Source organism: Clostridium estertheticum subsp. estertheticum (assembly GCF_001877035.1).
Taxonomy (GTDB): domain Bacteria; phylum Bacillota; class Clostridia; order Clostridiales; family Clostridiaceae; genus Clostridium_AD; species Clostridium_AD estertheticum.
Map to the genome: position 1 here is coordinate 2,445,655 of NZ_CP015756.1, position 15,455 is coordinate 2,461,109.

13 protein-coding genes are annotated in these 15,455 nt (G+C 30.3%); 2 read left to right on the top strand and 11 right to left on the bottom strand.

Annotated elements, in window-relative coordinates:
* Positions 1–32: 32 nt before the first annotated feature.
* Together A7L45_RS11210 and A7L45_RS11215 are read right to left on the bottom strand one after the other, a co-directional pair.
* Positions 33–1,196, bottom strand: a complete 1,164-nt coding sequence (locus A7L45_RS11210; RefSeq protein WP_151554135.1) for an MFS transporter — start codon at positions 1,194–1,196, stop codon at positions 33–35.
* 19 nt (positions 1,197–1,215) lie between these two features.
* Positions 1,216–6,927: a non-ribosomal peptide synthetase gene (locus A7L45_RS11215; RefSeq protein WP_071612855.1), complete on the bottom strand. Its 5,712-nt coding sequence runs from the start codon at positions 6,925–6,927 to the stop codon at positions 1,216–1,218.
* Positions 6,928–7,305: 378 nt separating this feature from the next.
* On the opposite strand from A7L45_RS11215, the gene A7L45_RS11220 reads away from it, so the two are divergent.
* Both A7L45_RS11220 and A7L45_RS11225 read left to right on the top strand, forming a co-directional pair.
* Positions 7,306–8,049, top strand: a complete 744-nt coding sequence (locus A7L45_RS11220) for a LytR/AlgR family response regulator transcription factor (RefSeq protein WP_071612856.1) — start codon at positions 7,306–7,308, stop codon at positions 8,047–8,049.
* A gap of 113 nt (positions 8,050–8,162) precedes the next feature.
* On the top strand, positions 8,163–9,323 hold the full coding sequence (locus A7L45_RS11225; protein ID WP_169829590.1) for a sensor histidine kinase: 1,161 nt from the start codon (positions 8,163–8,165) through the stop codon (positions 9,321–9,323).
* Here the strand turns inward: A7L45_RS11225 and A7L45_RS22855 are convergent.
* From A7L45_RS22855 to A7L45_RS11260, 9 genes are all read right to left on the bottom strand, one after another.
* The gene (locus A7L45_RS22855; protein ID WP_151554137.1) at positions 9,309–9,446 is read right to left on the bottom strand and encodes an AgrD family cyclic lactone autoinducer peptide; all 138 of its coding nucleotides are present in this window, start codon (positions 9,444–9,446) and stop codon (positions 9,309–9,311) included. The genes A7L45_RS11225 and A7L45_RS22855 overlap by 15 nt on opposite strands.
* A 2-nt stretch (positions 9,447–9,448) precedes the next feature.
* Positions 9,449–10,015: an accessory gene regulator B family protein gene (locus A7L45_RS11230; RefSeq protein ID WP_071612857.1), complete on the bottom strand. Its 567-nt coding sequence runs from the start codon at positions 10,013–10,015 to the stop codon at positions 9,449–9,451.
* 204 nt (positions 10,016–10,219) lie between these two features.
* Positions 10,220–10,780: a recombinase family protein gene (locus A7L45_RS11235; protein WP_071612858.1), complete on the bottom strand. Its 561-nt coding sequence runs from the start codon at positions 10,778–10,780 to the stop codon at positions 10,220–10,222.
* Positions 10,781–11,039: 259 nt separating this feature from the next.
* Positions 11,040–12,398, bottom strand: a complete 1,359-nt coding sequence (locus A7L45_RS11240; protein ID WP_071612859.1) for a sn-glycerol-1-phosphate dehydrogenase — start codon at positions 12,396–12,398, stop codon at positions 11,040–11,042.
* 406 nt (positions 12,399–12,804) lie between these two features.
* The gene (locus tag A7L45_RS11245; protein WP_071612860.1) at positions 12,805–13,422 is read right to left on the bottom strand and encodes a hypothetical protein; all 618 of its coding nucleotides are present in this window, start codon (positions 13,420–13,422) and stop codon (positions 12,805–12,807) included.
* Between the two features lie 505 nt (positions 13,423–13,927).
* Positions 13,928–14,332 carry an SMI1/KNR4 family protein gene (locus tag A7L45_RS11250; RefSeq protein ID WP_071612861.1) on the bottom strand — a complete coding sequence of 135 codons (405 nt, stop codon included), beginning with the start codon at positions 14,330–14,332 and terminating at the stop codon, positions 13,928–13,930.
* Positions 14,333–14,347: 15 nt separating this feature from the next.
* Positions 14,348–14,521: a hypothetical protein gene (locus A7L45_RS23215; protein WP_169829591.1), complete on the bottom strand. Its 174-nt coding sequence runs from the start codon at positions 14,519–14,521 to the stop codon at positions 14,348–14,350.
* Positions 14,518–15,069: a hypothetical protein gene (locus A7L45_RS11255; RefSeq protein ID WP_170288108.1), complete on the bottom strand. Its 552-nt coding sequence runs from the start codon at positions 15,067–15,069 to the stop codon at positions 14,518–14,520. The genes A7L45_RS23215 and A7L45_RS11255 overlap by 4 nt, the downstream gene beginning before the upstream one ends.
* Positions 15,066–15,437, bottom strand: a complete 372-nt coding sequence (locus A7L45_RS11260; protein WP_071612863.1) for a hypothetical protein — start codon at positions 15,435–15,437, stop codon at positions 15,066–15,068. The genes A7L45_RS11255 and A7L45_RS11260 overlap by 4 nt, the downstream gene beginning before the upstream one ends.
* Positions 15,438–15,455 lie beyond the last annotated feature (18 nt).

Consider the following 15,455-nt stretch of genomic DNA (forward strand, 5'->3'; position numbering starts at 1 on the left):
CTTAATCATAGTTTTTCAAGTCATAACTTTATTTAAACAACTGTCTTTGAATCATCATTACTTCTTTTAACAAAGGTTGTAAAAAGAAATATAACAAAAATTAATAAACATACGCTAAAAATATAACCATCTCCAAACAAACTCATAGCTGTGGATGAAACAATTGGACCTATAGTTGACCCAATCCCATAAGATGAAGTAAACAATGAAGTTCCAGAAGATATTTCTTTACTACCAAGATTCTGAACTGTAACTGCCAAAGATAATGGGTATATAGGTCCAATCACAAACCCAGATAAGAAAGAAAAAATTAATCGTAACTCAAAACTATTGGAAACTATAATGCCTAAAACCGTAAATATAGAGATAAAGATAATTATTATCAAAGTTTTGTTATGACCAAACTTATCTGAAATATAAGTCATAGGCATAGTTCCTACAATGCTTCCAACTACAAATATCGCCAAAGCATATCCAAGGTTTGTTAAACTATAATGCTTATGAAGAAGAAAAATAGGATAAAGGGTAATTAAAGTTGTTTCTGTAAAACCATATAGAAACGCACCTTGAAGCCCAATAGTTATTTTTTTAAATACATTTTCTTTTAGTTTTGCAGGAAATATAAGTTTTTCTTTAAAATTAAGTTTTAAAATTATTGGACACAATAAAAGTGAAGCTATAGGAATCATAAAAGGAACCCACGATTTATACATATAAAGCTTTGGACCTATAATAGAACTTAGTACAAAACCTATAGCAAAATAGAATGAATACAAACCACTTACCATCCCTCTTGTATCATCTTCTGTTAAATTCTGAAGCATTGTCTGAACTCCAACTATATTAAAACTTATCCCAAAACCCATAATCACCATTAGCAAAAATAAAACATATAAACTTGAAACAAATGGAAAGATACCACAAGCTGTTGCAGAAACTAATGATCCTACTAATATAATTCCTTTAATATTTTTGTTTCTCATATTTTTATCTAAATAAGCTGAACCTATTGACATAAAAAGAAAAAAAGAAGAAGAAACTATTCCAATCCAAAAGCTTCCCACATTGATTTGCTCAAGGTGAGTGGACGCAAGGGGATTAATAATCCCCATTGCAATTCCAATAAATAAGCCTATTATATAGAGAATCCATTTATTTTTTCCAAACAACAAATATATTTTTCCTTTTAAGCCCATAATACTCTGTATTACCCCCTTATTTTTTATTTAGTGCAGCCTTTACAGCTGGTGTTTGCTGTGATCCAAACCAATACATATCTTGCTTCCCAAATATTTTTATTGCTTCTCCAGTAATATAATCCGACTTGTTTGATGCTAAGAATATAGCTAAATCAGAGATTTTTTCGGGTGGCATAGCATTCTTTCTAAATGCACCTGGAGCCATATCTGTATCCACAAAAGCCGGGCAAATTGAGTTTACCTGAATATTACTCATCTTAAATTCTTCAGCCAAGGATCTGGTAAGCCCTAGGATTGCATGTTTTGATGCTGTGTAAGCACTCATTAGAGGATAGCCAATAAATGATGAATCAGAACCCAAATTGATAATTTTACCTGACTTTTGTTTTACAAAATGAGGAATAACTAAATGGCACAAATTAAAGCTGCCAAACAAATTAACTTCCACTATTCGCTTCCACTCATCCTCTTTAGTATCAGTAAACGAATCCATTTTTGTTATTCCTGCATTATTTACAAGGATATCTATCTTTCCAAAGACAGATATAACTTTATTTACAGCATCACTTACTGCATTATAATCACTGATGTCCGCTCTTATAGATATAACTTTACCGCCAATTGTCTGAATCTCTAGTGTTGTTTCTTCTAGTTCACTGCTTGTCCTTGAGATAATAGCTATTTGAGCATCTTCTTTAGCCATTTCAATAGCAATAGTTCTTCCAATCCCTCTACCACCACCGGTTATAATTGCAACTTTTCCAAATAGACTACCATGTTTTTTATTCTCTTTTATTAACGAAAGAGGTTTTAAAGTCTTATGTTCTTGTAAACTTTCTCTATTATTAGTATAGGAAAACATTTCATTGGTAGCTTTAATATATTGATTCCCAAGTTGCATTATAGTTGATGCACTATACATGTTCTTAGAATATTCTATTTCTAGATTTAATTCACCGCCCACTATAGAAAAGAAAAACTCAATTGATGAAATTCTTTTTTGCTTAGGATGTGAATATCTTCTATCGACCCCATCCGTCGAAAACTCAAAAACATTATACTCTGGAATATCTCTATTTCCCAAATAATTTGCCCTTAGAGATGTTAATTTTAAGTCCGGGTACAAATGCGCTGGTAAACTATCCGAAACTAAATCATAGCTTATACCTTTAAGCGGAACACTCTCCATTCCATTTTTTATTTTTTGGACTGTTTCATACCAATCTTCATTGTCTCCTATACTAATTCCCAGTGGGTAGTTTATTGCAAAATTTCCTGCCGTCTCAAAGAAAGTATTATTATTTCCTAAATCCCTCCCATTCATCCTATGACTAACTACTATCCATGATTTGTTATATAACTTTTGAAGCATTCTATAAAGAGAAGCAAGTATAATTGGATATACATTCGCTTCAAAACATTGTTTTGCTGTTGTCAAAAGTATCTTAGTTTCCGCCTTATCTAACTTGAATTTTTTTGTTATAGTAGATTCCTCAGTATTGTTACCTAAATTAAAATCTGTAGGAATTTTAAAAGAATATGCTTCTGATGGAAATTGTTTTTTATAATAATCCACAAATTCCATGCATTTATTTCTTTTTTCTTCATTAACCTGAAGAACAAAATCCTTGTATGATTTTGAATTTTCAAGTTTAACCTTTTTATTTCCTAAAATAAGTTGCTCATAGATTTTCCATATATCCTTAAACAAAAGCTGATTCGTTGTAACATCAGAAATAAGGTGATGCCCTATCACAGAAATATCATAAAGAGAATCATTTACCTTTATAACAACCACTTTCCACAGAGGCCATTTGTCTACTTTTAGCCCTAATATAATTATGTCAATTAAATTCTTGACCTCATTATTTCTTTCCTCATTATTCATATGAGATCCGTCATAAAAATCTGCTTCTACCATTTGATCTTGTGGCAAAAATTTCTGCAACCACTTTCCATCTTTATCAACTAATACACTTCTTAAAGCATCGCGACTATTAGTTACTATAGAAAGAGCTCTATTAAAAAGTGTATAATCTAGAGGCTGTTTATATAAGAATCTTGTATAACCAGTCCACTGGTATGGATAATCAAAATAGCTCATTAACCAGTTTTGTGCCGGTGATAGGGATATTTCATTAACTGCTAATTCATTAGTATCCTTCCCTTTTAGCTTTCTTTGAGATAATTCAATTAAAGCTTTTCTATCTAGCTTCCCATTAGGTGTCTTTGGTAAAACATTTATCCACTCAAAATGGTGAGGAATCATATAATATGGAAGCTTTTTTGATATACATTCTTTTAACTCGCTATCAGTAACTTCATTTCCGCATAACCAAGCAATCAACTGTTTCTGACCATCGATATAGTCCATCGCGATTACAGCGGCTTCATCTACGCAGGAGTGACCTCCAAGTACTGATTCAATTTCTCCTAATTCAACTCTAAATCCTCTTATTTTTACTTGATTGTCTATTCTACCAAGATAGTCATAGCTTCCATCTGCACCCCTTGAGGTTAAATCTCCCGTTCGATATAAATATTCTCCTGGAACGTCCTTAAAAGGATTAGGTTTAAAAGCTTCCTCTGTTTTATGTTTATTATTCTTATAGCCTTTTGCAATTTGAATACCACCAATCCAAAGTTCCCCTATTTCTCCATCAGGGAGTTCCTTCATATTTTTATCTAAATTTTTTATAAATACATTCGTAATTGGTTTACCTATTGGAATACTATTTTCTCCGTTACTCCCAGGTCTTTTGTCTATTATATGACATGTAACATCAATAGATGCCTCAGTAGGTCCGTAAAGGTTTGCAAGGCCTATAGACATGCCTCGCTTGTCTATCCATTTTTGTAATATTGGCATTGGGAGAGCTTCGCCACTAAAAATAAGCCATCTTAAATCATTGAAATTATAATCATCATCATGTATTGCGTTTACGAATTCACCAAATAATGATGGTACAAAATGCATTATATTTATCTTTGTATCTATTAACCACTTCGCAAGACCCCATGGATTTTTTACAGTTTCTGATCTAATAGGACATACTGTTCCTCCATACATTAAAGGCCAGAAAAGCTCCCAAACAGATATATCAAAACAACAAGATGTTTTTTGAGCAACACGTTCTCCTATTTTAAGTTTAAAAGTATCTTGATGCCACTTTAACCTATTCATGTAACCCCTATGAGCAAGCATAACTCCCTTAGGATTTCCAGTTGAGCCCGAAGTATATAAAACTGTCATTAAATCATCTGGCATACTTTCAAATTTAGGAGCGTTGCCTGAACCATTTATCCATTGTTCTTTTAAAACCTGATTGTACTTATAAGTTGTGCTTATGGTATCTGCATAGTCCAAGTACACAAGAGTTTTTATTGAAGAATCATCCTTTATTAATTTACTTAGCTGATCTTTTAAGGAATTTTCAGTAAGTAAAACCTCTATACCTGCACTATTAAGTATAAATTGAACACGATCGGTTGGATACGCAGGATCCACTGGCACATAAGCTGCACCGGCTTTCATAATACCAATCATTCCAATTAGCATTATGGGCCCTGGAAATGCCATTATTCCAACAAAAGAACCACTTTTTATCTTTTGGGTTTGCAAATAGTTAGCAACCTTGTTTGATATAGTATCTAGCTCCCTATAGGTCATTGTTTCATTATTATACATAATTGCTGCAGCATCTGGCGTAAGCTTACACTGTTTCACAATTTGAATATAAGGAATCTGTTCTTTATCCTCTGAATAGTTTTCTTTTAAATCTTCCTTTGTCTCATTAACTCTCACATCTCTTTCAATTATTAAAGCCATTTCACTTAAATTTCTGCATCCAAAAAGAGAGTTTTTATCAACACCTACATGTTTCTTACTAATTTTTGTTATTATCCGAATAAGCTGCAATGAATCAACCCCAAAATCTGCCTCTAGATCTTTATGTATATCATCACTGCAAATATTTGTACAACAAACTTCTTGTGCTATTGTCTCAAGTTCTTCAAGTAAAATTTTATCTTGCGAAATTTTTGAACTTAATATTTTATCTTTAACTACTATTTTACATTCTGCAAGAGAATTGAGATTATCTATGAATTTGTTGATTAGTATATTAATGTTATCTTCACTAAAATGTAAGCTATCATAATTGGATGTAATTAAAATTTGATTTTGGAATAACTCGATAAGATTGTCTATAGTTTCTACATTAGTTGATGTATATGCTTCATAATCAATTATTTTTAAATCTCCATATCTTTCTTTAATCTTAGTATTGCCAACAAAAGAAAGATATAAGTTGGATTTTAAAGTTGAGCGCACAATAGCCGCCGTTGTTTTAGGCATCTTTCCATGTTCAAGCATATCCTGCTCTTTTGCCATTTGTGCTGTTATAAATGTTTGAGCTCTATCTATTCCTGAAGATATATTATCTTTTATTTCTTCATCTACCTTCATCACTAATGTTTCCCAATTATCATCACTATCTTTTAAATCGAAGCTTAGTGACATATTCTGTGCAAAACACCCTATAAGTCCTGTTGCATCAATATTCGGATATACTTTCCCACCCGTAGGTAAATTTAATATTGTTTGATTACTTCCTTCATTCAACTGAGCTATGGATTTTAAATAAGAAGTTACTATAAGTGAAAACAAAGAAACTCTCCATGCTTTTGATTTATCTAAAAGAAGGTTGGTGACAGTTTCGCTTATCCAGTATTTTTGTATTTTTATTTGCGCAAACTCATTTTCAATATTATTCTTGCTAAATGGATTAAATCTATACTTTGTCTTCCCATAAGTTTGAATATAATTTTCTAGGTTTTTATTTTCTTTAGAATCATTGAAGTTGTTAATTTCGGAAACCACTTTATTATAGTCTGATACATTTAATATTCCTGGTAAATTTGAATTGACACCCTGCAACCTTGCTGAATAGATCTCCAGTATCTCTCTAAGTATTTGCTGATTTCCCAATCCATCCGAGACCAAGTGATTGTTTGCGAGTATTAACTCATATTGGGTATTATTTATTTGAATAATCATAAATTTGTGAAGTGGATATTTAAAAATATCGAAAGGCTTGTTTATAAGTTCTTCTATAGTTTTCTTTATTGTCTCATTTCTAACTTCCTCAGTTAAATCTCTCATGTCTCGTACTTCAATTTTAGGTAATATAGGATTTATATATACTTTGAGTTTGTAGTCTTTAAAGTTTTTTGCTTCATCGCATGCTTTAAACTCTGAGCATAAACTAGGATGTCTTTTTACTAATTCAAGCCAACTTTCTTTCAAAATTTCTAAATGTAGTGGTCCCTCAATTTTCACCCCTGAACAAATAGTTAAGGTTCCTACTGACCAATAGGATACTAAAAATGGATATTGAGAATTCAAAATTATTAACTCATCTGTTTCATCTTGACTTAATGATTCCACATTGTAAAAACCCTCAAACATAAGAACAATTTCACCTATTGTTTGGAGAGACATTAAATATGTTATAGGATACTTAGATGTAAAATTCTCTAGTTCCTCAGCAGGAACACTCTTCATTAATCCATTCATAAGTGTTACCATTTTAATTGAATCAATGCCTAAGTCACTTTCAAGAAACATCTCACAATCAAGATCTAAAGTTTTATGTCCAGTTATATTTGATATAAGCTCATATACTTGTGTCTTAATATCTGCTCCATTCTTCTCATTAATATACATTTTGTATTCTCCTTCCATATATTTAGTTTTCGCAAACTCATGTCCCCTTGTACTATAAAGTTTCTGTAAAATAAACTGTTATTTTAATTGTATTTTATACCATAAAAAGCAACATTCCAAGGCAAAAAGCATAAAATAGCATTTTTTAAACATAAATGGAACTTGATTTTATGCATAAGTCATTAAGTAAAATAATGTATAATATTCATAAATCATAAATAATTATTTATTATTTATGATTAGATTGAAAATTTTATATTAATATGTTATATTAGCAATAAAAAGGAAAATAGAAAGTGATATTTATTAGGGATAAAATTTACTATTAAAATTCCTGTGTCTAATCAGGTTTATAATACTTAAAGGGAGTATGTATAAATGAATATACTAATAGTTGAAGATGATAACATACAAAAGCAAAATTTCATAAAAATGATGCAAGGAATAAAAGAGAACTTAACAATATATGAGGCAGAAGATAAAGCTGATGCTTTAAAACTTTCAAATGAAAATTCAATAGATATTTTTTACATAGATATTTTCCTGAAAAATTCTTCGGGACTGGATTTAGCGATAGATCTTAGGAAAATAGATAAATATGAATTTAGCTGGATTATATTTTTAACAACTCATGCAGAATATATAACTCAAGCATTTAAAGAAGTTCATTGCTACGATTACATTTTAAAGCCGTATGATAAAGATAAATTATTAGCTATAAGTAATCGTATAATATTACATTCATGTAGCAAAACAATAATTGAAAGAAAATATGCTATCTTTGATTTAAAAGAAGGTATTTTTATAAAAATATATGTAGATGAAATAATTTTTATTGAAGTTAATAGTAGGACATGCACTATACATACTAAAAATGGTATCTATGAAATAAAAGGGATTTCATTAAAGCGCGCCTTAGAATTAATTAATAATACGGCTATACTTCAATCTCATAAATCCTTTGCTGTTAATATCAATTTCATAACTAAAATTGTAAAATTAAATATAAAATCTTATGAGCTGTTTTTTGAAGATTATGAAAAAAAGGCTCTCTTAAGCTATAAATGTAAAAGTTTAATTATAGAAAAATTTAAAACAAAAAATCCTACATATCGTATTTAATACATAAGGTGGTGAAAACAATAACTATAACTCAGAACTTTATATGTACTATGCTTGAGGACATTTGTATTTTCGTTTTATGGTCTAAGTTTAGTTTAAGGGGTAAAAACATTTTGATTAAAAATTTATTTATAATAATAATTGGATCGCTAGTAACATCATTTACTGCATTTGATGTATATTTCAATATGATTATTAGTTATTCGACTGTTATATTTTTAGTCCATTTATTTCATAAAAAAGGATTTATTAGAACCACTGTAGAATATTTTGCATTATTAGCTTTTTTGATGATAATGGAACTCATCTCTATATTTATATATAATAAATGTGTGAACAAATATCAAGGCGATTTTTCAACTATTGTAATTTTATTATTATCAATGCTAATTTTTATATTTGTAATATGTTATTTTACTCCTATTATAAAAAAGCATTTAAATTATGATGAAAATATGAAACTTTTATTTTGTTTTGTAATAAATTTATTAGGTTATGTAGCAATTTTAAAGGTTATGTGGAATTACGATATGAGGGTAGTCATTGATAATATACTAGAGTTAACATTAACGATAATTTCTGTATTAGCGGTTAATATATTTTTGTATTTTTATCTAATAAAAGTTGAACTAGAAAAAAAGGAATCCAAAGTACAAAATGAGTACAGTGAAATTCTAAATAATATAACTGAAGATATTCGTGCAAGGCAACATGATTTTAAAAATCATTTAAATGTTATGTATGGGTTAATTGAAAGCACAAAAGGAATTGAATTAGAATATAATTTAAAAGAGTATATAGCTTCATTAAACAAGTCTATGATGATAATGGAAAACATTGTATATATAAAAAATCCAATACTTAGAGCTATAGTTTATAGTAAACTTAACGAAGCTAATAAAAAAAATATAAAGTTTTTATACAATATTAACAATTTACTTATTAGAAATTTAAAGGATTATGAACTATCAGAAATATTAAATAATATTATAGATAATGCATTTGATGCTTTAGATGGCCAAATAGGTGAAAAATCAGTGTCTATTAAGGCATATTTACAAGGTGAATCAAATATTATTGAAATAATGAATAGTGGAATAACTTTAAAACCAGAGAATATTAAAAGAATATTTGAGAGAGGATTCTCAACAAAAGATGGTAATAACAGAGGGTATGGTCTTTATAACGCAAAAAAGATAGCTGAACGCACCGGTGGCAAAATTCAACTATCTTTAGAAAATGGGTTTACTATTTTTAAATTATTTATTCAATAAGCTTTTGGGTGGTTCTACTTCTCCAAAGAAAGCTGAACTAGCAGAATTAGTAATAATACCAGCCAAAGCTATTAAACATACACCTATTATGGTTAATAGGTTGGTTTTCTTTAATTTTTTCATATTCACACCTCCTTTTTCGTATAAATCAATTGTGATGAGTGTAGTAAAATAGTTGATATACCACAGTTTAAATATGATGAATTATTGATATGGAATAGTATAATATATGTCCAAAAGATTGAAAAAGAGATGGCTAGTATTTTTAAATACTGCTTTCTTTTTTTCTTTTTTATTGGACGAATTGGATTTGGATAAGGGGCTTGTACAATTATTACTACAAGACTTAATAAGCCTAAACCGTAATAAATAGATTGATTTAATCTAGGTAATAATGGCGCTATTATTGATGTTAAAATAAAAAACAATATTGTCCATAACAGGCAACTCAATAAAGTTCTGGCATGTGGTCCACCTGAAAAAAGTCTTATTGATAATAAAATTATCATTGAAAATAATAGATAGTTTAACTTACCAATTATGCTAAATAAAATAATTAAAATCATAATCTTAAAAAATTCATTTAAAATAGTTGTTATTGCGTATTGTATTTGCTCTAATTCTTCAAGCTTATTAAGCTTGCTATTGCTTTCTATATAACCTGTAAGTTTAACTGCAAATTTATTTATCATTTAATACTTACCTTTCATTTAATATTTACCTTTTATAGATTATTTATACTTATAAAATAGCATGAATTTATAATTAAGTAAAGAGTATGTGCATAAAAGATACATTTATACACATAAAAAGAATAAATATGGTCATTAAAGTTCCCTTGGGTTACTAAAGGTATAATTATTCTATACAATGACCTTACTATTTTCTTATATTAATTATTTTGTCTTTTTATATTCATCAACCAATTTATAAAAAGTATTTCTTTTAAGTTTCAATAACTCCATTGCGCTAGTCCCTGTTAATTCTCTATCCTTATACTTATTATAAATCTCTTCCCAATTCAATGGATAAGTTATTTTTTTACGTCCTTTATATTTTCCATTAGCCTTTGCAACATCAATGCCTTTCTTTTGACGTTCTAATAAAGTAACCTTTTGAAACTTGACAATTGATTCAATCATAGTAAACATAAGTTTACCTGCTGCAGTACTTGTATCTAAATTTTCATTAACACATCTTAAATTAATTCCTTTACTTTCTAACTGTTTACCTATGTCAATTAGTTCATTAGTTGACCTTGCGAGCCTACTAAAATCCCATACATAAATTGTATCTCCGGGCCTTATAAAGTCAATCATTGCAGTTAACTGCGGGCGTATTTCGACTGTAGTTAATTTTTCATTGAACCATTTTTCTATGTTGTAAGTTTTAAGCTCTGAAAATTGTCTGTCGTCACTTTGCTGATCTGAACTTACCCTGGTATAAGCAATATTCATATAAACAACCCCTTTTATTATATTAACTCTATATTCGCCTTATATTTTACTATATATTAACATATTTTCCGTTTAAAGTATACCGTAAAGGACAATTGTTTGGTTATTTACATATAATTACAAACAAACAGTTTTAACTAATTTATCCTCTGTTGATTTGTAATATACCTCAAACAAACATATAAACAAAGAAAAAGGTAATCATGTCGAATACATTTCAACATGATTACCTTAAATAGAGCTATATTTATTTATTTATTTATTTATAATAAATATTTGTTATATAATCGGCTACATCATCAAGCATTCCTATATCTTCAAGAAGTTGAAGAATGCCATATCTATTACGCATATCTTTTGCAGCAATAAAACTTTTCCTGAATATTTCTTTATCAAAGCCCAAATCTTCAGGATTCCACACTGCACCTGCTTTTTTCAAAGTTTTAATTATTTGCCCAGGTTCTGGTACAAATACATCACAAATTTTTTTTATAGAATTCCATTTAGACACTATCTTTTGCATAGTAACTTCTCTTTCACTCTCATTAAAATTAATATTATCTTGCTTAAATTCAATAATGTTTCCCCCACTTATAGTAAATACATCTGTTATATTTTGCATCCACTTGTTTTTATCGAGATGTAAATAGTCACCCTTTCTAAGTATTTCATTAATATCTATATCCTTTGTATATTTATATGCATAAGCTACAATTCCAACACCAACCCCTACAGTATTACCGTGAAGCCAGTTTGTATTATTCCCACTATTCATAAACATCATCTCAAAACAATGTGACATATAGTGTTCTCCACCCGAGGCTGGTCTTGAAGCTCCAACCATACCGATAGCAATCCCTGACAAAATTAATGCTTCTGTTATATTTTCTACAGTTTTAGGATCTCTACTTGTAACTCCACCTGAAGCCTGCTCGCACTTTTTCAAAGTACTAAGGACTAGTTTTTCAACCTCAGGGCAGAAATATTCACCATTTAAAATGTTTGCGACATGCCAATCAGCTAAGGCTGTATATTTACCTAAGATATCTCCAAGGCCTGCCTGAAGCATCTGCATAGGAGCCCTCTTCATAATATCAATATCACAAACAATTGCGAGTGGATAGGCTGCATCATAAGTGACTTTTACACCATCACGAATAAGTGGGGAAACCACTGAGGCATAACCATCCATTGATGGTGCTGTCCCTACAATTACATATGGAATACCAATCTTATAACTAAGGAACCTTGAAATGTCATTAATAGTGCCAGATCCTACTGCAATTATAATTGACGTATCTTTTGGAATTTCTAATATCAATTTACCAAAAGATAATTCATCAGGATGTAAATGTTCTTCTTTAAATATATATTTACTTATTTTAAACTTGTTTTTTAATAATTCTTCTACTTTTTCACCTGCAACATCATAAGTATGGGAATCTTCTATAATAAACACTTTCTTGCCTTCATAACGTTTGATTACAATTGGCAACTGACTTATAACACCACTTCCAACCTTTATAGTTTCTATCCCTACACTATGATTTTTGCCACATGAGCACATATAATTAAGACCAGTCATTTCTTCTATACTTAGAGTTTCTAAATCTATCATAAATTTTTTCTCCTTAAATTTTATTTATTCTTCGATTACCTTTTTTTAAATCACTATTTTTAGTATTTATTATATTTATAAGTTTTTTTTATTTATAGAAATAATCTTTTCTCTCACTAGTATACTACCAAAGTCTTTTCCATAAAAACCATTTTGCTTTTTTATAGGATAAGATTATATTGAGATGATGGATTATTTGGCTAATACCTTTTGTTTCAGACGCAGTTTTGGGTGTGCCTAAGTAAAATTAGATTTTATAAAATTAAGAAGAGCTATAGTTAGCTCTTCTTAATTTTTATTCCCATTCATTTGTTTCCTTGACTATTATATTTCCATATTATTAAATGCTATTTTTGCCGCTTTCATATTATCCGATATATTTGATGATATCTTATTAAATGCATTTTTAACAAACGGTGATGTTTTCTGAAATAATTTTCCTGCACCATGGAACTCCTGCTGTTGCTGCTCCAATTCCTGCATCCAGTAATAAAGTTTTAAAGTTTATACCTTTGCCTTCTAATGTTTGTCTTACTAAACTTTCAATGCCATTTGTTAATCCACCTATTATCATTTTAGCACCTAATGCTTCTCCCATACCAAATGGACCCAATATAGCTCCTGAGAGTGCTCCTACAAGTGCTTCTCTACCCTCAGCCTTCAGATAAGCAGTTATATCACTTACTTCTCCACTTTGAACATCTGATATTGCTTGACTTGCAACTACTGCTACCACCGCTGTTGCTGCTCCCAAAGTTACCGCTATTGCAACGGCGGCAATTGCCACAACTGCCACCACTACCAAACCAGCAAGAAGATTACCAGCTAATTTACCCCAGTTGAATCCTTTTTTCTTCTCTTCTTTTTTAATTTCTTTCTTTTTTGCTTTAACTACAACTGCCTTTTTTACTTGCTTAGGTTCTGGCTTTTTACCTACAGTAGGTTCATCAAATACAGCAAAAGCTTCTCTATAACTTCCATTTTTTGTTACATTATTGGATAAGAAATACAGATCAATTTCCATTGGAAATCAACTTATGCCATCAGATATTGTTGTACTCGTCATTCCACTCACAACACTTAATCATGATCGCCTTTAGTAAGAGATTAACAAAATTAAATTTGTCTATTGTTTAATAAATTCCTTTATAAATAAGCCTCTTTATCAAAAATTAATTCAAACTATTTCTATATGTAATTTAATTGTTGTTCCTTCATAATATCAAAAAAACACTTCTGCATTTAAACCAAGAGTGTTTTTATAGAATTTCACCTACCTAATATTATCATAAGCATCCCCCAATAGAATTAAAACTATCCTCAAGAAAATACCAATACTCGCCTTTATTTTCTATTAATCTATGAAATGTCCTTTTTATTCATAATGAATGCCTTTTGTTATTAATATCACTCCTAACATTAATTAAATTCCTGAGATATAATATATAATAATTTTTTCAATTTCAAGCATAAAATAAACTGCCTAAAATCATAAAGCAGTCCATTTTATATAAATTAATATTCTTCATTTATAGTTTATATAGAAACTCCAAAAACTCTAAAAACGTGTTAGCACATGTTTTTACTTCATCCAACTCCATACCTATGAATGGGACCTCAACAATTGCTTTTGAATCATCTCTGTTATCAAATGCATATGCTGCACCACCATCAGAACCAATTAAAACTAATCCCGGGGCAAACTCATTCACTCCACACGCCTCATTTAATTCTATAATATCGATTAAAGACCAAAACACCACATATGAGTTTGGTCCAATTTCTCCTTCTGCACCATTAAATTCCTCTATGAATAACCTATAATCCAATGGAAATTCTATATTTAACCCTTGTTCTGTACGTTGTAATACCTCCCTAGTTGTTGATGAATTTAAGTTTATTTTAGTTAAATACTTTTTTGTACTTTCATCCATATAAATCTCTCCATATTATTTATTTTTTAACTCTTTAAGTAATCTATTCCACCAAGTAGTATATTGAGCATGTTCTTTAGGAGTTAACGGTATCTTATTAGAAACTTCTGTTGGACTTCCCCCAAATTTCACGGGATGAACCCCATGAATTTGCATACCTTTTAGTAAAGGATCTTCTTTGTGTATCATAGCATTTGCATTATTAGCTGCTTTTCTTGCTGTATTATACTCTTCACCTTCTTAAACTCCTTTGTAAACCTGCCTAAGGCCTCATCAACATTCCCCAAATTACTACCAAGCACTACTGATTTCGGTCCCTTCTCCATGTTACTTAATGCTATTTTTGCCGCTTTCATATTCTCTGATATATTAGATGATACCTTATTAAATGTCTTTTTAACAAATGGTGATGCTTTCTGAAATAATTTCCCTGCACCATGGAATGCTCCTGCTGTTAAAGCCCCAATTCCTGCATCCAACATTAGAGTTTTGAAGTTTATACCTTTTCCTTCTAATGTTTGTCGTATTACACTTTCAACGCCATTTGTTAATCCACCGAACGCCATCATGCCTTTGTAACTTTTAAATGCACCATACGGACCAAAGATAGCTCCTGAGAGTGCTCCTACAAATGATTCTCGAGCTCCAACCGACATGTACGAAGACATATTACTAACTGCTCCACTAGCATAATCCGATATTGCTTTACCTGCGACACCTATACCACCCATTATCATTCCGCCGCAAAAGCCATTCCGGCTGCTGCTCCTGCCGTTGTGCCCACTGCTGCTAATGCTCCCGCTACGGCTGGTATTGCTGTTCCTCCAGTAAACACTACTACTGCTACAACTGCTGCAACTACTGCCACCACTGCTACTGCTGCAAGAACATTTCCAGCTAATTTACCCCAATTAAATCCTTTTTTCTTCTCTTCTTTCTTTACTTCTTTCTTTTTTGCTTTAACTGGATCTGGCTTTTTACTTATCGTGGGTTCATCATCAAATGCAGCAAAAACTTCTCTATCACTTCCATTTTTTATTACATTATTGCTAAGAAAGTGCATGTCTATTTCCATAGAAAACCCACCATCTTGTGGTGTTTTCATTATTATTTCACCGTCTGC